The sequence below is a fragment of the Exiguobacterium sp. SH1S21 genome (assembly GCF_004337175.1).
Classification (GTDB): Bacteria; Bacillota; Bacilli; order Exiguobacteriales; family Exiguobacteriaceae; genus Exiguobacterium; species Exiguobacterium aurantiacum_A.
Genome location: NZ_SJUY01000004.1, coordinates 175886 through 197210, shown reverse-complemented (window position 1 = coordinate 197210; position 21325 = coordinate 175886). Strand labels below are relative to the sequence as shown.

Genomic DNA, 21325 nt, shown 5'->3' with positions numbered 1-21325 from the left:
ATAAATAAAAAACGCCATTCCTCGCGCGAGGAATGGCGTTTTTTTGACTTAATGGATACCGCGCATATACTTTTTAATGACCGGGGCCATTGTGAACAAAATTATACTGAGCACGATCGCCACTCCGCCGATGATCCCGAAATAGAGCATCTCGTTCTCTGGCGAGTAGAACCGGACGAGCTGGGCGTTGATCCCTTGTGCTGCCGCGTTCGACAAGAACCAAAGCGACATCGTCTGGGCCGAGAAGGCGGCCGGGGCGAGTTTCGTCGTCGCCGACAGACCGACCGGAGACAGACTGAGCTCACCGAGGACGATGATGAAGTAACTGAGGACGAGCCAGAGCGGGTTGACGAGCGTGTCCGGTCCACCGAAGTAGGCCGGCAGCAAGATCACGAGGAAGCTCAAACCGGCGAACAAGATCCCGAAAGCGAACTTCGTCGGGATGCTCGGCTCACGATCACCGAGCCGCACCCATAACCAGGCGAACACAGGGGCGAGCATGATGATGAACAACGGATTCAGTGATTGGAACCAGGCCGGCGACAGCGTGAACCCTAAAAATTCAAGATCGGTCCGCTTATCGGCATAGCTTGCCAAAATCGTCGCGCCCTGTTCTTGAATCGCCCAGAACATGACCGAGGCGATGAAGAGCGGGATGTAGGCGATAATGCGTGACCGCTCGACTTCCGTTGTTTTCGGGCTCCGGTACATGACGATGAAGTAGATTGTCGGGATGGCAATCCCGAACACACCGACGAGACCGATGAAAGTGTTGATCGTGAACAAGCCTTGTGGAATCAAGATGGCCAGTAATCCTCCGATGAGGATGACGGCCAATGTCGTGTACTTGATCGCATTCTTCTTTTCAGACTCCGTCAACGGGTTCGGCACGTAAGACCCAGCGAGGCCAAGATTGCCTTTTTTCGTGAGGAGGAAGACGACGAGACCGATGAACATCCCGACCGCGGCGAGAGCGAAGCCCCAGTGGAAGCCGTAGCTCTTTTGGACACCGCCGACGATCAAAGGCGAGATGAAGGCCCCGAGGTTGATCCCCATGTAGAAGATACTGAACCCGGCGTCACGGCGACGGTCCGTCTCGTGATACAGGTCACCGACGATACTCGACACGTTCGGTTTCAACAGACCGGTACCGATGACGATGAGACCCATCGAGATGAACAAGAACATGAGGCTGCCCGGGATCGACAAGACGATATGACCGAGCATGATGAGCACACCACCGAAAAATACGGCCCGGGACGTCCCGAAGACGCGGTCGGCGAGCCATCCCCCGATGACTCCTGACATGTAGACGAGCGCGCCGTACACGGACATGATTGACAGGGCGACGTTCTGGTCGAGACCGAGACCGCCTTCCGATACCTCGTAATACATGTAGAAGACGAGGATGGCCCGCATCCCGTAATACGAGAAGCGTTCCCAAAATTCAGTGAAGAACAACGTGAACAAGCCTTTCGGCTGTCCGAAAAATCCTTTTTGTGGCACACTGTCCACAATTTTCTGTTTATCGATCCTTTCCATGAAAGATCCCTCCTTGACCGTATTATCATAAGAAGAATCATTATGTTTGTAAAGGAAAAATAAAGGTGAAGTTCAAATTTTAACAGATTTGAAACGAAACTAAAATCCACCTAAACCAAGTTGTTTAGGTGGATTGATGAACTAAGCGGTCTTTTGTTTGGCTTCTTCCGCGCTGACGTATCTTCCGAGACGCCGATAGATGAGACCCGACAGACAACTCGCCGCCCCGACGAGGATGAGGGCGATGTGCCCCGCACGTTGGTCGAGGAACAGGCTGGCCATGAGCGGCGCGGTCACACCACCGATCAACCATTGGATGCTGGCGGCCCCGTTATAGGCACCGCGCATGTTCTCGGGGGCGATCATGGCGATGAACGTCTGTTGGACGGGCGACATGATCATCTCGCCGAGCGTATAGAACGCGTATACGGCGAGCAGGATAAAGACGAGGATGAGGTACGGGGTGCCGAGCGTATAGAGGAGCCGCGGCACGACCGCGATCAACATCATCCCGATCCCGAAAATCGTCGCCCCAACCAGCATGACGTTGCCGAACGGTTTGCGCCCGAGTTTTGAGGCGATCGGGAATTGGAACAAGACGACCATTATGCCGTTCAAGGCGAGCAGATAAGCGAACGGGTTCTCACGGTCGGTGAACGACGGCATCGACTCTTTCAAGAACAGCGGCAACATGCTCTCGATCAGCGAGAAGCCCATCGAGATGAAGACGCCGGCGAAGATGAAGACGAGAAAGACTTTGTCGTTGTAAAAGACGCGCAAGACGTCACGGTTCGACGGTGTGTCCTGCCCGGTCGTCTCAGGGAGCGACTCGCGGATGAAGCGTCCTAGAACGAGCGCATACAAGGCAAAGACGAACGCTGCCGTGAAGAAGATGTACTGTCGGTCGATGAACAAGACGGCACTCCCGAGCAGTGGACCGAACGCCGCGCCGATATTATGCCCCATCCGTAGCAGACCGAACGCCTCGTTCATCTGTTCCGGCTCGGTCACGTCGGCGACCATCGCGCTCGCTGCCGGGTGGAACAGCGAGTTCGTCAAGCCGAGCATCGCGTTCAAGAGCAGGAGCGGCCAAAACGTTTCCGCGAAAGCGAAACCGATGAGGGCGACCGCATCACCGAGGATGGCGGTCATCATGACCGGTTTTCGGCCGTACAGGTCGGCCAGACGACCGCCGACGACCGATCCGATGAGCGCCATGATCGGTCCGGTCGCCAAGATGACGCCGACTTGGACGTAGCTGTCGAGCTTGTCGCTATAATAGAGGACGAGGAACGGGGCGATCATGAACATCATGACACCGGTGATCGTCTCGCCGAGGAAGCGAATCCAAATGTTACGGTCGAGCCGTTTGAGTGATTGAATCATGCGTTTCACCTGCTTCTACAAAGTAAAAGGGACGAAGGATGCACGGAGGCATACTCGTCCCTACTTGCTTATGTACGCCTCGGAAGACAGGCGGGTGACTTCAGTTCATGAAACGGAAGACCCCGACCTGTCAGTATGAAATTGGATACGATGTGGCTGCGTCATGACTGACATGGCTGGTCCTCCTTTCTGTAAGTTTACTCTTCTTTTCAACTGTATGACAGATTCTTGAAATGTGTCAACATATTTTGACTTGCGTCATAACAGTTCATTTAAATTCTTTCGGGTGAGCCGATAATCGATCAACCGGGACAAGACGACTTGAATCATCGCGGTCACGGGTACGCTGATGAACATCCCGACGAGACCGAACAGGCTCCCCCCGATGATGATCGATGTGATGACCCAGAACGGGGTGATCCCGACACTGTCGCCGAGAATTTTCGGCCCGAGCCAAAGTCCGTCGAACTGTTGCAGCAAGAAGATGAACAACAAGACAAGCAGCGCCGTGAACGGGTCGTAGAAGTAGGTGATGATGAACGCCGGGATCATCCCTAAGAGCGGTCCGACGTATGGGATGAAGTTCAGCACCCCGATGATGACACCGAGCAAGAGCGCGTAAGGTGCACCGATGATCAAGAGCCCGATGACAGCCATCACGCCGATGATGAGACAGTCGAGCGACTTTCCGATGATGTAGCGTTTAAAGATATAGTCCATCTCTTGGAAGATGTCGATCGTCGTCTTCGCCGAAGCGACCGGGAACATCGCATACAGCAGACGCTTGAACATCCGGGCGAACACTTCCTTGTCTTTCAACAAGTAGATCGAGATGACGATCCCGATCAGCAAGTTGATCAACGTCATCGTGAAGCTCGACACGTAACCGACCGAAGACACGACGGCCGTCTCGACCCATCCGGAATAGCGTTCCTCGAACCGATTGAAGTCGATCGCTTGGGCGATCGTCGCATTATACTCCTCGACATACGTTTTCAGCTGCCCGAGAAAGCCGTCGATTTGGCGAATATAAAACGGGAGCTCCTCGATGAGAGAGGCGACGCTCGAATAGATGCGAGGGAACAGCGTCACCGCTGACACGACGAGGATCCCAATGAACGTGACGTAGACGATCAACAAGCCTTGATAACGCTTCAAATGGAACCGCTCTTCTATATAGGATAGGACGGTGTTGAGGAGCAGCGCGATGGCGATCCCCATGATGATCGGCGTCAACAGCTGAAACCCATACTGCATGACCCGAGAAATCGTGTCCGGCTCGCTGATGACTTTCCATAGGACGAGCAGAATCAGCCCGATCACGCTTAACTTCCATATCAATTGACGGTTTAGTTCCAATGGTCTATCCCCTCATGCTGTAAATTTTGCAGAATAACGTTCACCTTTTACTATGAACGTTTTTTTACCGGGATTCAATAGCGGTAAGGAATTTTTGAAATAAGGATTGACAAGGTTGGTAACGTTTGGTTTACTAAATGACATATTACAGAAATTATCAATTGCATATAAAAACACTTTCTATCAAGAGAAGCGGAGGGACTGGCCCGATGAAGCTTCAGCAACAGATTGTTTCAATACTGTGCTAATTCCAGCAAGGTGACCTTGAGAGATGGAAAGGTGGTTGTTTGAATACGTCCGTATCTCGACACCCCTTTCCTCGGAAAGGGGTGTTTTTGCATAGGAGGACTATTCATGACAGACAGACGCTCGAAGTTACTTAAAACGTTACCACCCCAGCATTTCGTCGGACTCGCCGCTGAAGTCGCCGCACTCGAGCGTTCAGGCCGCGACGTCATCCGGCTCGGCCAAGGGACGCCCGACTTGCCGACACCGGCCCCGATCTGCGAGGCGCTGCAGACGGCCCTGCTCGACCCGGCGACACACCAATACGGCCCGTTCCGGGGACAGACGCGCCTGAAGCAAGCGGTCGCGACATTCTACCAGACCGAATACGGCGTCGCGCTCGATGCCGAGACCGAAGTGGCCATCTTGATCGGCAGCAAGTCGGGACTCATCACGCTCCCGCAATGTGTGCTCGAACCGGGTGACGGCATGTTGCTCCCGAACCCGGGTTACCCGGACTACATCTCGGGGGCACGTCTCGCCGGAGCGGTCGTCCACGACCTCGTCCTCCGGGAAGAGAACGGCTATCTTCCTGATTACGAGACGCTCGATCCGCAAGGAGCGCGACTCATGTATTTGAACTACCCGGGCAATCCGACCGGCGCCGTCGCGTCGCCCGCGTTCTTTGACGACACGGTAAGGTTCGCGAATAAGCATGACCTCATGGTCGTCCACGACTTCGCCTACGGCAGCATCGGTTTCGACGGTCACGTCCCGCCGAGCTTCCTGCAGGCGCCGGGTGCGAAAGACATCGGCATCGAGGTGTATACGATGTCGAAGGCGTTCAACATGTCCGGCTGGCGGGTCGCTTTCGCCGTCGGCAACCGCGACATCATCGAGGCGATCAACACGTACCAGGACCACGTCCATGTGAGCGTGTTCTCGGCCATCCAAGAGGCGGCCATCGCCGCGCTCGAGTCACCGCGTTCGCTCCGGGACGACTTGTCACGGTTGTATGAGGCCCGCCGCGACCGGCTCGTCGACGGGTTACGTCAGGCCGGATGGGACATCACGGCCCCGAGTGGCTCGTTCTTCGTCTGGGCGAAAGTGCCGGACGGGGACGCCAAATCGTTCTCCCATAAGCTGCTCCACGAGGCAGGGGTCGCCGTGACGCCGGGCTATTTCTTCGGCTCAGAAGGCGAGCGGTACGTCCGGTTCGGGCTCGTCTCCGCCGAGCCGAAGATCGACGAGGCCGTCGAGCGGATCGAGAAACTGTTTGCGACGTATGAAGAGGTCCGGGCATGATCCGCCAAGCCGTGCTCGAGTACGACCATGCGGATGACGCGCTCGAGCGGCTCGATGAATTGATCGATGGCCGTCGTGCTCACGTGCTGCGCGGACAGAACGGTTTTGACGTCGTCAAGCGCGTCCTGCCAGCGATCACTGCCTATCCGACATCGCTGTTCGGCGGCGAATGCACGGACGCTGAGGTCGAACGGCTCCGTTTGAAAAATGTGGACGTCCTCCTTGCCGTCGGTGGGGGCAAGCTCGTCGACACGGCGAAACTCGTCGCTTACCGGCAAGGTGTCCCGCTGATCGTCATCCCGACGCTCGCCTCGAACTGTGCCGCCTTCACACCGCTCAGCGTCATCTATGACGAGCACGGCACCTATGACCGCTACGACGTGTTTCGCGTCGTCATCGAGCGGGTCATCGTCGACGCAAGGGTCGTGACCGACTCGCCGTACGACTACTTCCGGGCCGGCGTCATCGACACGGTCGCCAAGTTTTACGAGGCCCGCTATTTGAGCGGCGACAGTTCGCCTGATGCCGGCGTCAATACCGGTCTCGCCTTGGCCGAGCAATGCGGCCGGCTCGTCGAACTCGACTTGAGTGAGTCCAGTTTCACCGCGTATGGGCCAGAGACCCGGTTCGCGGTCGATCACATCCTTGCCGTCGGCGGTGCCGTCGGTGGTTTCGGGGACGCCGGGACACGCGTTGCCGTCGCCCACGCTGTCCACAACGCGCTCAGCCGCTTCGAGTCGACCCATCCGTTCTTACATGGCGACAAGGTCGGCTTCGGCCTCCTTGTCCAAGAACGGTTGCGTGGCTCGTCTGACGCCCCATATTTAGAGGCGTGGCTCGCCAGGATCGGCGCGCCGACGTCACTTGAGACGCTCGGACTCGTGCCGGCCGACATCCCGCAACTGGTCGAGGCGGTCCGGGTCGAGACCGAATTGCAACGTTCACCCGTCCCGCTCGATATTGACTATTTGAAAATAATTTTTGAAAATTTAGTATTTTCTGTTTACAAATAAAAGAATTAAAAGTAAGATGATAACAATTAAATAAGACCGATAGCTTATCAAGAGTGGTGGAGGGACTGGCCCTATGAAACCCGGCAACCAGATCGTAATGATCATGGTGCTAATTCCAACAGACGAAACGTCTGGGAGATGAGCGTGTCCGACTGTCTTTGACTTGTCGTGCCCGCCACTCTTTATGAGTAGCGGGCTTTTATTTTGGAGGAGGAATCATTCATGAACATCAAACAGAAAACAGTACTCGTAGGAACATCTCTACTCGCGGCCATCGCCTTGTCGGCGTGCGGCCAATCGGACGCGAGCGAAGCGCTCAGCACAGAAGCCCTCACGATCGGCGTGACAGGCGGACCGCACCAGCAGATCGCCGAGAAAGTAAAAGAACTCGCGGCCGAGGATGGCCTCGAGCTCGACATCAAGGTGTTCAACGACTACAACACGCCGAACACCGCACTCGACGAAGGCAGTCTCGACGTGAACAGTTACCAGACGCTGTCGTTCCTCGAGCTGCAGAAGGCGGACAAAGGCTATAAGATCGACGACGTGTTCAAGACGGTCGCTTTCCCGATGGGGCTCTATTCGGACAAGCTGACGGACATCAAGGAGTTGAAGGAGGGCGATAAAGTCGCCGTCCCGAACGACCCGGCGAACGAACTTCGGGCGCTGCGCCTGTATGAGACGGCCGGACTCATCACCTTGAAAGAAGGATTGACGGACAAGGCGACGAAACGTGACATCGCTGAGAACCCGCTCAACCTCGAATTCATCGAGCTCGAGGCGTCACAGCTCCCGACCCAGCTCCCGGAAGTCGCGCTCGCGGCCATCAACACGAACTTCGCGATGGGTGCCGGCCTATCGATCAATGAGGACGCCTTGTTCCATGAAGACACGGTCGACAACCCGTACCCGAACTACGTCGTCGTCCGTACCGACAACAAAGACGATGAAGTCGTCGAGACACTCAAATCTTACTACCACTCGGACGAGGTCCGGACGTTCATCGAAGAGACGTTCGACGGCTCGATCGTCCCGGCGTTTTAAGGAGGCACTATGATCGCACTCAAACAGATCTCAAAAACGTTCACGGTAAACAAAGGGACCGTCACGGCACTCGACGATGTCTCGCTGACGATTGAAAAGGGCGAAATCTTCGGCATCATCGGTCGGAGCGGCGCTGGCAAGAGCACGCTCATCCGCATGATCAATCTGCTCGAACGGCCGACGTCAGGTCAAGTCGAGATCGAGGGACAAGACATCACGACGCTCGACAAAAAAGGGTTATCAAAGCTCCGTCACCGCATCGGGATGATCTTCCAGCACTATAACCTGCTGAAGACGGCGACCGTCGAAGACAACGTCGCCATCCCGCTCCGCCTAGAAGGACTCGATAAACGCTCGATCAGCGAGCGGGTCGACAAGTATCTCGATATCGTCGGACTGACCGAACACCGTAAACATTACCCGGAGCAACTCTCCGGCGGCCAGAAACAGCGCGTCGCCATCGCTCGGGCCTTGGCCCACGAGCCGGACATCCTGCTCAGTGACGAGGCGACCAGCGCGCTCGACCCGGAGACGACCGAGTCGATCCTCGATCTGTTGCTCGAAATCAACCGCGAGCTCGGGCTGACGATCTTCTTGATCACCCATGAGATGGAAGTCATCGAGCGCATCTGTGACCGGGTCGCCGTCATCGACGCCGGCAAGATCGTCGAGGAAGGGGACGTCCTCGACGTCTTCTCGGACCCGCAACATCCGACGACGCGCCGCTTCTTGAAAGCGAACCTCGACGTGCCGAAAGAAGTCGTCGACGTGTTGAGCTCGCACGGGACGCTCGTCAACTTGTCGTTCATCGGTCACCAGACCGAACAGGCCGTCCTCGCCGAGTTGACGAAACGGTTCGGCCTGCTGCCGAACATCATCGGGGGCGGGATCAAAAAGCTGAAAGGCGGTCTCGTCGGCAACTTGCTCGTCCATCTCGACGGGGACCAGGCACAGACCGACCAAGCCGTCCGCTACCTTGAAGCGAGCGGCGTCAAAGTGAAGGAGGTGACGAACCATGCTGCAGTTTTGGGAAAATTGGGGTGACTTGATTTGGACGGGCACGATCCAGACGCTGACGATGACCGGCATCGCGCTCGTCATCTCGACACTGATCGGCTTGCCGCTCGGGACGCTCCTCGTCTTGACGCGGCCGAATGGACGGCTCGCGAACCGTTACTTTTACGGGGCATTGTCGAGCGTGATCAACGTCGTCCGCTCGATCCCGTTCATCATTCTGCTATTCTTCATCTTGCCGTTCACCCGTTTCATCATGGGGACGACGATCGGCGTTCAAGGCGTGCTGTTGCCGCTCATCGTCTTCACGGCGCCATACATCGCCCGTTTGATGGAGTCGGCACTGCTCGAAGTCGATCGCGGCGTCGTCGAGGCGTACGAGGCGATGGGCATCTCGACGCGTAAGATCATCTGGTACGTATTGATCCGTGAGGCGCGGTCGTCGATCGTGCTCGGTCTGACGATCGCGACGATCGGTCTGATCGGTGCGACGGCGATGGCGGGTCTCGTCGGTGCGGGCGGACTCGGCGATATCGCCTATCAGTACGGGCATCTCCGGTTCGAGCCGGAAGTCATGTACGTGACGATTTTCGTCTTGATCCTGCTCGTGCAGTCGATCCAATCATTCGGCAACCGCTTGGCGGCCCGTCTAAAGAAAGCCTGACAAAAGAGCGTCGCAAAATTTGCGGCGCTCTTACTGTTTGTCTAATAGTCGTTTCAAGTCGGCGATCCGGTTATGCCGGGGGATGAACGTCCGGATCTCTTTCTCGCTGAACCCGATCTGGATCCGGTTGTCATCGACGACGATCGGACTCTTCAAGATTTGCGGATGCGTCGCGACAAAACTGTACAGTTCGCGGAGCGACATCTCGTCGAGCTGGTCGGCCGCTTGTTTGTAGACACTTTTTTGGACAGACAGGAGATCGGTCGTCCCGTTTTCGGTGAGCCGGAGCATCTCCTTGAACTCGGTGAACGACATTCCTTGGTCGGTCAATTTCTTCTCGATGAACGGGATATTCTGTTCGCGTAACCAATCGAGCGTCTTGCGGGAAGAACTGCAGCTTGTATGCGTGAATACGGTGACCGTCACGACAACCACTTCTCCTTTTCCTAGGTATGGACTTCTTTATTTTCTCTCATCCATACGTTTTGAACGCAGAATATGTTTCAAATCACATATACTTTTTTTGAAATCGACGGAACGATTCGTTTCAAGTGAGTTCGGGTACATGACGAGAGAGACAACAAACAAGGAGGGGCTTACATGTTTGATTATACGGTGAAGACGAATCAGTCGGTCGAAGCAGTGGTCGAGAAGTTGAAAGCGACGCTCAAGGACGAAGCGTTCGGCGTGCTGTGGGATTTCGACTTGAGTGATACGCTCAAAGAGAAAGGTGAAGCCATCGACGGGGACTATCGTATCCTCGAAGTGTGCAACCCGAAAGAGGCCAAGAAAGTCATCACGGCGCACCGTGAGGGCGGCTACTTCCTGCCGTGCAAGCTCGCCGTCTTCACGAAAGACGGGGCGACCCACGTCGGCATGCCGAAACCGACGAAACTGATCGAATTGATCGAGGACGAGTCGCTCCAGTCCATCGCACTGGATGTCGAGACGAGACTGACACGCGCCATCGATAACAGCATCTAATCGATTCATCGCACCCGTCCAATTTCATGGGCGGGTTTTTCATACCCTCTCCAAAGTAATATAATGGTAAAATTGGAGATAGTAAAATTCAAGGGGCGGATAATTTGAAAAAGTTAGTCGGTTTACTTGTAATATCCACGAGCTTGTTGGCCGGGTGTGGTGAAGAGAAACAAGACGTCGTGAAATTGTCGTATGTCGACGCCCATTGGACCGTCAGCAAATACTCACTAGAACAACCAGTGGTGCTCGAATCGGCCGGTGAGACGCTCGCGGCCTGCACTGGGGACTTGACGACCGAGTTGAAGGGCGACCTGACTGTGTTCGATACGGTCGTGGCGAGCCGCCATCCGATGACGGACACGGGTTGGGAATATGGATTTAAAGCCGTGACATACATACAAGGGGACGAAAATTATGCGATGTGTCGGGATATGGCCTCACCACATTATTCAGTGGAAATGGTCGATGCATTCCCGGAGTTCGTCGATTTGACTGCGGGTCATTCGATTCGGCACTATCCGTCTGTCCGTCCAGCAGACGAAGCCGCTCGCCTCGCCGTGCAAAATGCTGATGAATTGACAGAGGCCGGGAATGAAATCGAGCCGTTTCCCGATACGGTCATGGCGTTTTCTCCTGCGATCCACGGAGAGATCGAATTGACCGTCGGGGATCGGCCGAGCCAATTCCCTTTGTTCGCGTTCGAACCGATGATGGCGGATGTGGAAGATGTCAAATTAGCCATTGGCTATGATTCGCGTGACGCCAAACCATACGTGTTATTACTACTTGCTGACCTTTACGTTTCGGTCAGTCCGTTACATACAATCAATGATCCAACGAAAGAAGAACCGACGTATGACGACCTCGTCGTCAAGAGACTCCCGCTTGACACGGAACTCGTGCCGAATAAGACCTATCCGTTATATGAGTTCAGTTACACCCGCGACGGAGAAGGGGTGACCGAGACAGCAAGCATCACATATCGTGCCGCAAAGCTGTTGTCCACTGATGAACGAAAGACGCTCGAGACACACCCTGACGAGGAGTATATGCCGATTGTGACCGGGCCGCTCGTGTATCTCCATCAGGAACCGTTTGACAACGAATCGACAGTATCCTATCCCGCTGTGTTGCGTGCGGCCGGCAATGAGATGGATGATCTGATTCAAGCAATCGATTCCGCCGAGCCGACGAAACGTGTAGGCGATCAGGGCGACTATCCGCTTCTAACGATCGTCGACGGGCTCAAAGGTCAGGGATTCAAGGTGACTTATAAACAGCGATCGAAGAAACTGGATATCTACGTGACGGACCAATCTACTGAGGAAACGTATAAACTGACGAGCGAAGGGGCCGAGACGTTCTTGTCCTACTTCCCCGACTTGAAGAAGAAACCGAAGAATTGAGGTGAACTGATGAAAAAGTTCGGATTAGGAATCTGTCTATCGCTATTCGTTTTGGCTGCAGGATGCGCCCGGGACCAAGAAGTAGTCCGATATGATGTTGTCGAGGCCCATTGGACGGCAGAGCACATCACACATGACCTTGAAGTGCAGGCAATCAAGGCCAAGGACATGTTGACCTATTGTGAACAAGGCGAGTTACTCAACGATATCGAGGAGGACCATCTATCCTTACTTGGCGTGACGTTTGCAAGCCGAATGCCGTTCACTGAGCCCGATACTGAAACATACGCCTTCAATGAGACATCGTTCGTCGAAGGTGATTCCGTTTACGCGCTGTGTAAGTCGGACCACGTTGAGGGATATCGGGCGGTCAAGCTGGAGGCAAGGCCGGAGTTTTTGAAAGACGAGACCGCGCGAGAGATTCCATTGCTACCTAGCGTAGTAAGCGGGACAGAAGAAATTCGGGAAAGGTTATCACGGGAAGAAGCGATCCATCCTTACGGGCAAGACCTCACCATTCGTCCATTCTTGGATAGTCTTTATACAATCTCGCCCGGTTTCAACGGGTCCATCGAGTTTGGAATCGGGGACGACGGGGTCTTCACACCGTATTTAGATTTTGCTCCTTACGTGGTCAGGGAGGACATTCAATTGGCGCTAGGATATGGCACGCAGACGAAGACGCCATACATGTTAATGTCGGATGACGGGATTCACTATGGACAGCATTCGTTGAACGATGGCGAATTACTGGACGGAGTCGACAACTTAAATGTCCGGACGCTTCTTGAAGGCGGTACGCTCGAACCGCTCGAACCGTTTCCGTTATACGAATTAACCTACGAGTCAAACGGTCAAAAGATGACGAAGACGATCTCGATCCGCTTCAAACCGAATCCATTCATCACGGAGCCGACCGATACCGATGCCGTCTCGATCGGTTATGTCCATAAATACCCGTACCATCCCAGTGTCCCGTTTTACTATCCGGACGCAGTCAGCATCGAGGGGCAAGGCTATGAACGATTGACCGAGGCGCTCGAGACGGGGACACCTTCGACTAAGAATGGGGAAGCAGGAGAGTACATGTATTTGACGCTGCTGAAAGGAAATCGTGGTCAACAGTTCGAGTTGAGTTACCACAAACGTTCGCAGAAAGTTGATGTCTTCGTGAAAGATATGAACACGGACGAACAGTTCAAGTTGTCGAGTGAAGGTGCGAAAATATTCCATGAACTTTTTCCCAGTGCAGTGGAGTAAGCAGAGCGTTTGGTTTGATGAGACTTCGGCTGTAGCGACGATTGGCGGTGTCGATTCTTCGGTCAGTCGCACGCAACTGACCGAAGAATCGACACCTATGTAGAAGCAAATCTTTTTACAAGATTAGCACCGTCAGTTTCACGAAAAGCTCCGAATGGGACTCCTGTAAACGAGGAGTTCTTTTTTTGCGATTCATTGTCTGATAACCTGTGATGAAGTTGGTAAATACTTCAAACTCAAGATATTGACTTACTGTTAAAAACGGCGCTAGTCAGGACTTTTGTCACAAGTTACACTTGAATTCGATTGTACTAACAAAGGAAAAATTTCCTGAAATAACTCAAATTATAAAGGTGGGAATTATCGGAATGATTGAAACAAGAGATGTCAGCCTATCGTCACCAGACGCGCTTCGCGCCATCGAAGCGAACATGGCGATGATTCGATTTGACCGCCAGCGCCGTGTCGTCGATGTGAACGACGCCTTCGCCAAGGCGATGAAATACAAACGCGATGAGATGATCGGGATGCAGCACCATCTGTTCTGTACGCCGAACTTCGTCAACAGTACGGACTATCAAGCGTTTTGGAACAAGTTGTTCGACGGGTTCAGCTCGGCCGACAAGATCGAGCGCGTCGACGCCCGGGGCGACTCGATTTGGCTCGAGGCGACGTATATGCCAATCTATGAGGGGGATGACGTCATCGGTGTCGTCAAGATCGCCTCGGACATCACCGAGCGGCAACAGACGATCGAACGATACGCCCGCACGTTCCGTGATATGGCCGAGAATCTTGATGACCGGGCCCGCCGTGGCATGGAGGAGAGCCTACATTTGAAGCGGACGATCGAGCGGCTCGAGTCGGACGCATCGGTAAACTTGAAGACGCTCGGCAACCTTCAAGACCAAGCGGCAGAGATCACGAAAATCGCCAGCACAATCAAAGAGATCGCGGCCCAGACGAACCTGTTGTCACTGAACGCCGCCATCGAGGCGGCGCGGGCAGGTGAACATGGCCTCGGCTTCAACGTCGTCGCGACCGAGGTCCGTAACTTGTCTCGTCTCGTCGAGCGCGCCGTCATCGAGGTCCGGGCCAATACCGAGGGGATGAACAAAGAGCTCGCCTCGATCGTCGACGGCGTCTCACGATCGAACGAAGACATTCATGCGAGTGTCAACATCATGGAAGCGACGCTCGAACGCTTCGGGAAGATCGAGCAGTCGGCCGAGTCATTGAACTGGACGGCCGAACAGTTCACTTCGGCGATCTGACGAAAAAACCAATTGAAGGAACCACCACCGTCGTCGGTGGCGAGTCCACTCAATTGGTTTTTTTGACGATGAGCGTATGACCGTGTTGTCTCAACCACGCCATCACCCCATCGACGTCCGGATAAACAGAGGATAAAGTCGACCAAAACGATTTGGAGTGGTCGAAATGGACGAGGTGGGCCCACTCATGGGCGATGACGTAATCCATCACCTCAACCGGCGCGAGCATGAGCCGGACGTTGATCGAGATCGTCCCGCGCGAGCTGCACGACCCCCAGCGCGTCTTTTGATGACCGATGCGGACTTTCGTGGCGCTCACCCCGAGCAGACGTTCATAGTAAGGTGCCCGCCCGGTGACATAAGTGAGCGCCTCGTCGCGGAGCCACGCCTCGTAGGCAGCCCCTATCCTGGACTCGTCCCACCGGTCCGGGCACCGGAAAGCTGTCCCGTCGTAGTCGAAGGCGTCAACGGTTTTCGTGCGCACGAGCGGCACGGTCTCACCTCGATAACGGAGCCGGTCGTTCGGCAATGACGGAGCTTTAGGTAATGCCGCGAGCCGGTCGTTTATCCAGTCCGCATGCTCGCTTAAGATCGTCTCGACGACCCGGTTCGACAGTCGGGCCGGGATGCGGAGCTCGATCCCTTCGGCCGTTATGTAGAAAGCCGCTTTCTTTCGCCGTTTATGGCGGATGATACTTACGCTCATCGTTGTCACCTCCAAACACTGTTCTCGGTCGATTATAGCCGACGTCTCGAAAATCCGCCACGCTTATGACGACCAGTGGCTTCAATTTTTGTTACAGTAGGGACAGGAGGGATCACTATGAAATCAATCTTACATCAACCGCTTGACCGGGTCGGCACCGACTCGGTGAAATGGGACGGCCTCGAGCGCTGGTTCCATGTGAAGTCTGACGTACTGCCGCTCTGGGTGGCCGATATCGATATCCGGACGGCACCTTCGATCTCGGAAGCGCTCGCGGCGCGTGCGGCGACCGGAGAGTTCGGCTATACGATGTTCGCGAAAGAAGCCCAGGAAGCCGTCAGCTCTTGGTACGGTCGACGACACGGACTCGACGTCACCCCCGAACATGTATTGTTCTCGAGCGGGGTCGTGCCCGGACTGACCCACATCGTCGAGGCGTTGACGAAGGAAGGGGACGGGATCGTCATCCAATCACCGGTCTATCCACCATTCCATGAACTCGTGACCGGATTGAAACGCGTTGTGCGTGACGCTCCGCTCATACAAGTCGATGGCAAGTATGAGATGGATTTTGACGCCCTCGAACACGCAATGCGACAGGCGAAACTGTTTTTGCTCTGTTCACCGCATAATCCGGTCGGCCGCGTCTGGACAGAGTCCGAGCTCGCGCGCGTCGTCGAGTTGGCGAGAACGTACGACGTCATCATCGTCGCCGACGAGATCCATGCCGATTTGACGTATCCGTCGCAGCACCATACGGCGATCAATCGACTCGACGACCGGGTCATCACGGTGAGCGCCCCGTCGAAGGCGTTTAACATCGCCGGCTTGTTCGCGTCGTACATCATCTGTCCGGATGACGCCTGGCGCAAACGGATCATCCAAGTCCAAAACAAACACCACGTCCTACCGACACCGTTCGCCAATACGGCCATCATCGCCGCCTACACAGACGTCCGGGCGGAACGATGGCTCGACCAGCTGACGGCCGAGCTCGAGGAACAAGCCACCTATGTCGTCGAGCGCCTGAATGCCGAGTTACCCCGGCTGACATGCTTCATGCCGGAGGCGAGTTACTTGTTATGGATCGATTTCGCCGCGCTTGGCCTTGAGCCCGAAGCTCGGAAGAAATGGCTCCACGAGGTGGTGCGGGTCTTCTTATCACCGGGTGTTCCGTTCGGGGCGTCGGCGTCGACGTTCGAGCGTCTCAATTTCGGTACATCCCGGACGATCGTTGACGAGGCGCTCGGACGGATCAAGACCCATTCCGATGGAAAAGCGTTTGTATGAAACGAGAAACGGGAAAAATTTCAGAACGAGTCAGTCAAGATGACGTGGCGACAGAAAGCGAGTGAGGCAGATGGAGACGATCAATTGGAAGAAGAAGATGGAGGAGCAGCTGAGGCGTAGCGGGTTTACGCTAGAGGTTGAGAATATGGCCAACATCGGAATGACGGAGATCCACGCGTCCTCGTCGCCGTTGATCTCTTATCCGCTCCGCATCCGGCTGTATGTGCGCATGGGCTGGCTCATGTGTACCGTCGATGCGACGACGGTCGACCGGAGCGAGGACCACCCGTTGTTCGAGCGGATGATCGCAGCGGTGTTCGAACGGATCGTCCGGCACCTCTACCACGCCTACGACTTCCACGTCTTGACCTATATCGGGAACACCGGCAACTATATCGCCCCGAAAGACTCGGATACGGGGGAAATCGTCCGATTGCTCGCCCAAATCTGGAACGACCGCTCGTACTTGCATCTCGAGACGTATGAGGAGTTCCCGGCGCTATATGTGACGCCGCCTTGGGCGCATCAGGCGTACGCCATCGAGAGCACGGACGACGAGTGGATCATCTATGCGGGGCGCAGCGGCCGTCAAGCGACCGACTACCGGGCCGATGGGGTCGAATTGCGCCCCCACCGTCTCGCCGAAGGGGACCTGTTCTTTCCGGTCGACCGGATCTCGAAACAGCACGGACCGTTGGCGCTCGCCGAATGGCTCCGGCTCGAGCGCAGGGAAGTCGAAGACTTCATGCTCGCGTTCATGCGAACGATCCGGAAGTTCGACCCGTCGTTCGGGTTCGCCTGGGGCGGGACGGACACGTTCTTCCACGGCGTACCGGTCGAACCGTACGCCCAAGTGCTTCGGCTCGAGAGCGGGAAGCGCCGTTATCGGGTCATGAACAACTCGGCGAAGCGGCTGTTCGCGGTCGCCGACGACCCGGTCGTTTGTCTGAAAGAAGTCGAGCAGACGTTGCGCACGGTACGTTTACCCGAGAACCGGGTCTCGGCCCTCGGACAGCTCGTCATGGGAGTGTGGCAGCAGTTCGAGTCCGATGAGTCGACCTATATTCAAGAAGTCGCTTATCGCGGCATCTCCAAGTTTCAAATCGAAGAGAAGATCGGCCACGCGCTCGCGAACCAGCAACGGGTCCGCTGGGTCGAGAAGGCAGACTCTCACCAGTCGATCATCGAGTACGCCCACCTTCGGATCTCGTTCCCGAAACGTCCTCCCGGTATCGTCACAGTCGAACCGATCGAATCCACTTATGAAAGAGGTGCTCTATGAGAATCGTCGATGCACGTGCCATGTCAATCAGCCACGAAGACTTGATCGCCGTCACCGAGTCGTCCGTGTACTACCGTGAGAAGACGGGGGAGACGAGCTTTTCCATCTTTCGGTACGATGAAGCGGATGGCACCATCACGCAAATTAATCGTCGCGTCTTCGAAGACTATGGCATATCAAAACTGTTCATCAGCGCCGACCGTGTCTACTTTTTGAACGAAACCCCGGACCGGACGGGGGTCGTGAGCACGGAACTGATCGCGTTCGACTACCGTACAGGTGATGAAGAAGTTCTGACGACGTTCGAGAAACGGGGCAACAGCACGTTATACTGGGTGCTCGACGACCGTTACTTCCTCTTTTTGACGAGTTTCGAGGCGACGGACGAGGCGTGGCTGTTCGACGCCGAGACGTCCCGCGAAGAACGTATCCGTGACGAGCGGCTCGTCGGCCATGCCGGGCGCTTCCGTGAACTGTATTTGTTCACGACGGAGCTCGAAGGCGTGTCTTACATCGTATGTAACGCACGGTTGGACGAGTTTGATTACTATGACGCGCTCGAATCGGGACGCATCTCACCCGATGACCCAATCGACCATTCCGAAGCGATTCTCATCTGTCCGCTCGACGAAGCGGTCGAGGCCGTTTGGTCGAAAGCGGACGAGATCCCGTTCGATGATCTGATCCGGTTGCAAGGGGAGGGGGACACGGTCCAGTATCTCGGGGAGCGTGACAAAAAACTCCGGTTTGCGGCGTTCGTCGACGCAGCCAATGAGGAGACGGTGTACGAACTGGCGGCACCGGACGTCCTGCACGAGCTCGCCGTCGTCGACTGGGGTGCCTATGAGCCGATCGATTTCACGTATGACGACGTCAGTTCGACCATCTTCATCAAGGTCGAAGAATCGATGGAGCATACAGAGTTGATCGACGCGACGACCGGGGCGAGATTTTTGGACACGGCACCGTTCGAACGAGTGCTCGATGCGAACTACTTCATCCACGAATCGGCCGATGGGCGCAACGGCGGGGTCAGCATCTTCAACTTGGAGGCGAACGAGCGACAGGCGTTCGAAGATGCCTATTATACGGTACTCGACGAGACGATCGTCATCTTGTCGACGAAACAACTGTAAAAGCACGGCCCTCTACGAATCGAGGGCCGTGCTTTTACAGTATGGTTTACATAACATATTATCGTAAACCAGATAACGCTTGTTTTTTCTTCTCGTCACCGATATGGGCATAGACTTGCGTCGTCGCCACCGACTCGTGACCGAGCAGTTGTTGGATCGTCAAGACGTCGACCCCGCTCATCGCCAACCGGGAAGCGAACGTGTGGCGAAGTTTGTGGGGCGTGACCTGCTTGTGGGTCAAGAACGGGAGATAGGGTTTCAACCGGTCGATGTGTCCTTTGAGCAGATGTTGCACCGTCCTGACCGAGATGCGTCTTCCTTTATCGGAACGGAACAGCGGCCCGGTCCCGTCTTGGCGATGGTCAAGCAGCAACGGCTCGAGCGGGGAGGCGAGCGGGATGACCCGCTCTTTGTTCCCTTTCCCGATGACACGGATCGTCCCGGTCGCGAGGTCGATGTCGCTCCAGTCGAGCCCGACGAGTTCGGAGACGCGCATCCCGGTCAGTCCGAGCAGCTGGATGATCAGAAAATCACGGTCGCGGTTCCGTTCGTACCAGCTCGCCTCGCGGTCGGACATGCCGACGTTGCTGCGGACGAGCGTCGAGAAGTCGAGCCACTCGTGTTCCGTCAAATAGACCGGGTTCCGTTTGGCGCGCTTTGGACGCTCGACCGCTTGGAACGGGTTGTGTGACGCGATCCCGGACTCGATCAAGAAGTTGAACAACGACTGCATCGTCGACAACTTTCGGTTGATGACGCTCGGGGCGTTATCGAGCTCGAGCGCGAGATAGGACGCGTAGGCATCCGCGCCCGCATAATCGAGTTCGACGAACGAGGCGAGGTCGACCGTGGTTGGGTCGACCTCGGATGCGCTCGCGGCCTCGACCCACCGGAAGAAGTCGAAGAAATCGTATAAGTACCGCTGCGCGGTCTGTTCTGAATAGTGTTTCGCGGCCAGATGGTTCAAGAAACGTTGGATGAAGCCGGGCATGCGCTCGTATCCGTTCAGCTTGAAACGCTGCGTCGTGACACGTGCCGGCGCTTGCCCGAGCTGGCGGAATATACTCAAAAAATCTCTCCTTTTTAACTGATCGATGTGACGATCCGGTCCTTGCCGGCCTGTTTTCCGGCCCTGAGGCGGTCGTCTGCTTCTTTGACGAGTGTGTCGACGGCCTCTAACCCGTCGCGGCACGAGACGCCGAACGTCATCGTGACGCTGAGGCGACGCCCGTCATAGATCGTCTCGGTCGTCTTGATCCGTTCCCGGAGGCAGTCGAGCGTCTCTGCGACCTCATCTGCTGTCTGATTGCTCATGAACAGCAAAAACTCTTCTCCACCCCAACGGACACAGATCCCGTCGGTCCGCTCGAGGGCGGCGGCGACTTGTTTGAGGACGAGATCGCCACAATCATGGCCGTGGCGCTCGTTGAACGCTTTGAAGTGGTCGATATCGGCGAGTGCGACGGCGTAAGGTCTACCGTCTTCCACTGCCTCTTTGATGGCTTGTTCGATTCGTTGATAGCCGGTCATTCGGTTATACAGCCCGGTCAATCCGTCCCGTGAAGCGAGGACGTTCAATCGTTCGTTCGACCGTTCTAACTCGGTCGTCACCTCGACGACCGAACTCTCGAACACGAACGTCAGCCCGGCGATGAGTGCGATCGTCGACAGCAGACAAGTCAGCCCGATCACTTGCTCGAACACGGGGGCGAGCGTCTGTGTCCCGACCGTGACGTTCAAGTAAAGGAACCCGTAGATCGCCATCGCGAGCCCGGTCGACATGACGCGGACCAAGCGACTGACGTTCGGCATGAAGAACACACCGTACGCCACCATGATGATGAAGTAATGAACGTTCGCGCCCCACCCGAGGACGATCGTCGAGATGATGGCGTTATAGACGACTTCGACGAACAGTCCGATAAAGAACGTCCGGTAGTACCGTTTATGTACGAAATACAATGAGAGCGTGTAATAAAGAACGCTGAACACGTTCGACCAGGCGAGCACCGTGACGTCGAGACGCCAAAACGTGACCAAGAACACGACATGGATGAGCCAGGCGAGCGCGTTCCCGTAAAAAGTGATGCGGTAATTATACAGTGTACCGCGACGTTCCTCATAGGCAGTCCCCACGTGAACACCTCCTCGTTCCAGTATACCGAAACTGTAAGGATTTGCCTACGCCTGTTCGAGAATCGAGTCAATCCACTCTCTGTAAACGTTGATTTCAGGACGTTATAATTGCGTGAAATAGATATTTCACGCAAGGTTTATAGAAGCGTCGTTTGATTCGTTAAAACAGACGTGGTGGCATCGTCCGATTTAAAAGCGAATCAACAGGGTGACAATACATTATTATGTAAACCACTATGAGGGATATAAACTTTTGTTTCGACAGCCGTTCATCCGTTAAGCGAAAATAAAGCTTGAAA

19 protein-coding genes and 2 riboswitches are annotated in these 21325 nt (G+C 55.4%); of the genes, 12 read left to right on the top strand and 7 right to left on the bottom strand.

Translation table 11 applies throughout. The features are described 5' to 3' along the window. Nucleotides 1-48 precede the first annotated feature (48 nt). The 3 genes from EVJ24_RS07830 to EVJ24_RS07820 all read right to left on the bottom strand — a co-directional run bounded on the left by EVJ24_RS07830 (nt 49) and on the right by EVJ24_RS07820 (nt 4287). Nucleotides 49-1542 carry a peptide MFS transporter gene (locus EVJ24_RS07830; RefSeq protein WP_131440762.1) on the bottom strand — a complete coding sequence of 498 codons (1494 nt, stop codon included), beginning with the start codon at nt 1540-1542 and terminating at the stop codon, nt 49-51. A 141-nt stretch (nt 1543-1683) separates the two neighbouring features. Beyond that, nucleotides 1684-2928 (bottom strand): MDR family MFS transporter, encoded by a 1245-nt coding sequence (locus EVJ24_RS07825; protein WP_131440760.1) that lies wholly within the window; start codon nt 2926-2928, stop codon nt 1684-1686. Between the two features lie 258 nt (nt 2929-3186). Then, entirely contained in the window at nt 3187-4287 is a 1101-nt protein-coding gene (locus tag EVJ24_RS07820; protein WP_131440758.1) for an AI-2E family transporter, read from the bottom strand. 177 nt (nt 4288-4464) lie between these two features. Further along, nucleotides 4465-4565: riboswitch (SAM riboswitch) on the top strand. Nucleotides 4566-4641: 76 nt separating this feature from the next. Between EVJ24_RS07820 and EVJ24_RS07815 the strand changes: the two genes are divergently transcribed. From EVJ24_RS07815 to EVJ24_RS07795, 5 genes are all read left to right on the top strand, one after another. Next, nucleotides 4642-5817, top strand: a complete 1176-nt coding sequence (locus EVJ24_RS07815) for an aminotransferase class I/II-fold pyridoxal phosphate-dependent enzyme (RefSeq protein ID WP_131440756.1) — start codon at nt 4642-4644, stop codon at nt 5815-5817. Then, complete coding sequence (locus tag EVJ24_RS07810) at nt 5814-6830, top strand: iron-containing alcohol dehydrogenase (RefSeq protein ID WP_131440754.1); 1017 nt, start codon at nt 5814-5816, stop codon at nt 6828-6830. Before EVJ24_RS07815 ends, EVJ24_RS07810 begins: the two co-directional genes overlap by 4 nt. A 41-nt stretch (nt 6831-6871) precedes the next feature. After that, nucleotides 6872-6975: riboswitch (SAM riboswitch) on the top strand. Between the two features lie 77 nt (nt 6976-7052). Further along, nucleotides 7053-7874, top strand: a complete 822-nt coding sequence (locus tag EVJ24_RS07805; protein ID WP_131440752.1) for a MetQ/NlpA family ABC transporter substrate-binding protein — start codon at nt 7053-7055, stop codon at nt 7872-7874. A 9-nt stretch (nt 7875-7883) separates the two neighbouring features. Further along, nucleotides 7884-8918, top strand: coding sequence for a methionine ABC transporter ATP-binding protein (locus EVJ24_RS07800; RefSeq protein ID WP_131440750.1), 1035 nt, complete (start codon nt 7884-7886; stop codon nt 8916-8918). Next, nucleotides 8890-9552 (top strand): methionine ABC transporter permease, encoded by a 663-nt coding sequence (locus tag EVJ24_RS07795; RefSeq protein WP_071397545.1) that lies wholly within the window; start codon nt 8890-8892, stop codon nt 9550-9552. Before EVJ24_RS07800 ends, EVJ24_RS07795 begins: the two co-directional genes overlap by 29 nt. 30 nt (nt 9553-9582) lie before the next feature. Here the strand turns inward: EVJ24_RS07795 and EVJ24_RS07790 are convergent, their stop codons facing one another. Next, nucleotides 9583-9978 carry a Spx/MgsR family RNA polymerase-binding regulatory protein gene (locus EVJ24_RS07790; RefSeq protein WP_070327923.1) on the bottom strand — a complete coding sequence of 132 codons (396 nt, stop codon included), beginning with the start codon at nt 9976-9978 and terminating at the stop codon, nt 9583-9585. A 174-nt stretch (nt 9979-10152) separates the two neighbouring features. On the opposite strand from EVJ24_RS07790, the gene EVJ24_RS07785 reads away from it, so the two are divergent. The 4 genes from EVJ24_RS07785 to EVJ24_RS07770 all read left to right on the top strand — a co-directional run bounded on the left by EVJ24_RS07785 (nt 10153) and on the right by EVJ24_RS07770 (nt 14476). After that, nucleotides 10153-10536, top strand: a complete 384-nt coding sequence (locus EVJ24_RS07785; protein ID WP_131440748.1) for a DUF302 domain-containing protein — start codon at nt 10153-10155, stop codon at nt 10534-10536. A 104-nt stretch (nt 10537-10640) separates the two neighbouring features. Continuing rightward, the gene (locus tag EVJ24_RS07780) at nt 10641-11942 is read left to right on the top strand and encodes a hypothetical protein (RefSeq protein WP_131440746.1); all 1302 of its coding nucleotides are present in this window, start codon (nt 10641-10643) and stop codon (nt 11940-11942) included. 9 nt (nt 11943-11951) lie between these two features. Next, nucleotides 11952-13202 (top strand): hypothetical protein, encoded by a 1251-nt coding sequence (locus EVJ24_RS07775; RefSeq protein WP_131440744.1) that lies wholly within the window; start codon nt 11952-11954, stop codon nt 13200-13202. Between the two features lie 368 nt (nt 13203-13570). After that, nucleotides 13571-14476, top strand: coding sequence for a methyl-accepting chemotaxis protein (locus tag EVJ24_RS07770; protein WP_201740360.1), 906 nt, complete (start codon nt 13571-13573; stop codon nt 14474-14476). A 49-nt stretch (nt 14477-14525) separates the two neighbouring features. Here EVJ24_RS07770 and EVJ24_RS07765 read toward each other — a convergent pair whose 3' ends face one another. Next, nucleotides 14526-15182, bottom strand: a complete 657-nt coding sequence (locus EVJ24_RS07765; RefSeq protein WP_131440740.1) for a M48 family metallopeptidase — start codon at nt 15180-15182, stop codon at nt 14526-14528. A gap of 117 nt (nt 15183-15299) precedes the next feature. Here EVJ24_RS07765 and EVJ24_RS07760 point away from each other — a divergent pair, with 117 nt between their 5' ends. From EVJ24_RS07760 to EVJ24_RS07750, 3 genes are all read left to right on the top strand, one after another. Continuing rightward, entirely contained in the window at nt 15300-16472 is a 1173-nt protein-coding gene (locus EVJ24_RS07760; protein ID WP_131440738.1) for a MalY/PatB family protein, read from the top strand. Between the two features lie 70 nt (nt 16473-16542). Continuing rightward, a complete protein-coding gene (locus tag EVJ24_RS07755) occupies nt 16543-17754 on the top strand; it encodes a hypothetical protein (RefSeq protein WP_131440735.1) in 1212 nt (403 codons plus the stop codon). Next, the gene (locus tag EVJ24_RS07750; protein WP_131440733.1) at nt 17751-18890 is read left to right on the top strand and encodes a hypothetical protein; all 1140 of its coding nucleotides are present in this window, start codon (nt 17751-17753) and stop codon (nt 18888-18890) included. Before EVJ24_RS07755 ends, EVJ24_RS07750 begins: the two co-directional genes overlap by 4 nt. A 58-nt stretch (nt 18891-18948) precedes the next feature. Here the strand turns inward: EVJ24_RS07750 and EVJ24_RS07745 are convergent, their stop codons facing one another. Together EVJ24_RS07745 and EVJ24_RS07740 are read right to left on the bottom strand one after the other, a co-directional pair. Continuing rightward, nucleotides 18949-19959 carry a tyrosine-type recombinase/integrase gene (locus tag EVJ24_RS07745; protein ID WP_071397537.1) on the bottom strand — a complete coding sequence of 337 codons (1011 nt, stop codon included), beginning with the start codon at nt 19957-19959 and terminating at the stop codon, nt 18949-18951. Between the two features lie 14 nt (nt 19960-19973). Further along, a complete protein-coding gene (locus tag EVJ24_RS07740; protein ID WP_131440731.1) occupies nt 19974-21026 on the bottom strand; it encodes a GGDEF domain-containing protein in 1053 nt (350 codons plus the stop codon). Nucleotides 21027-21325 lie beyond the last annotated feature (299 nt).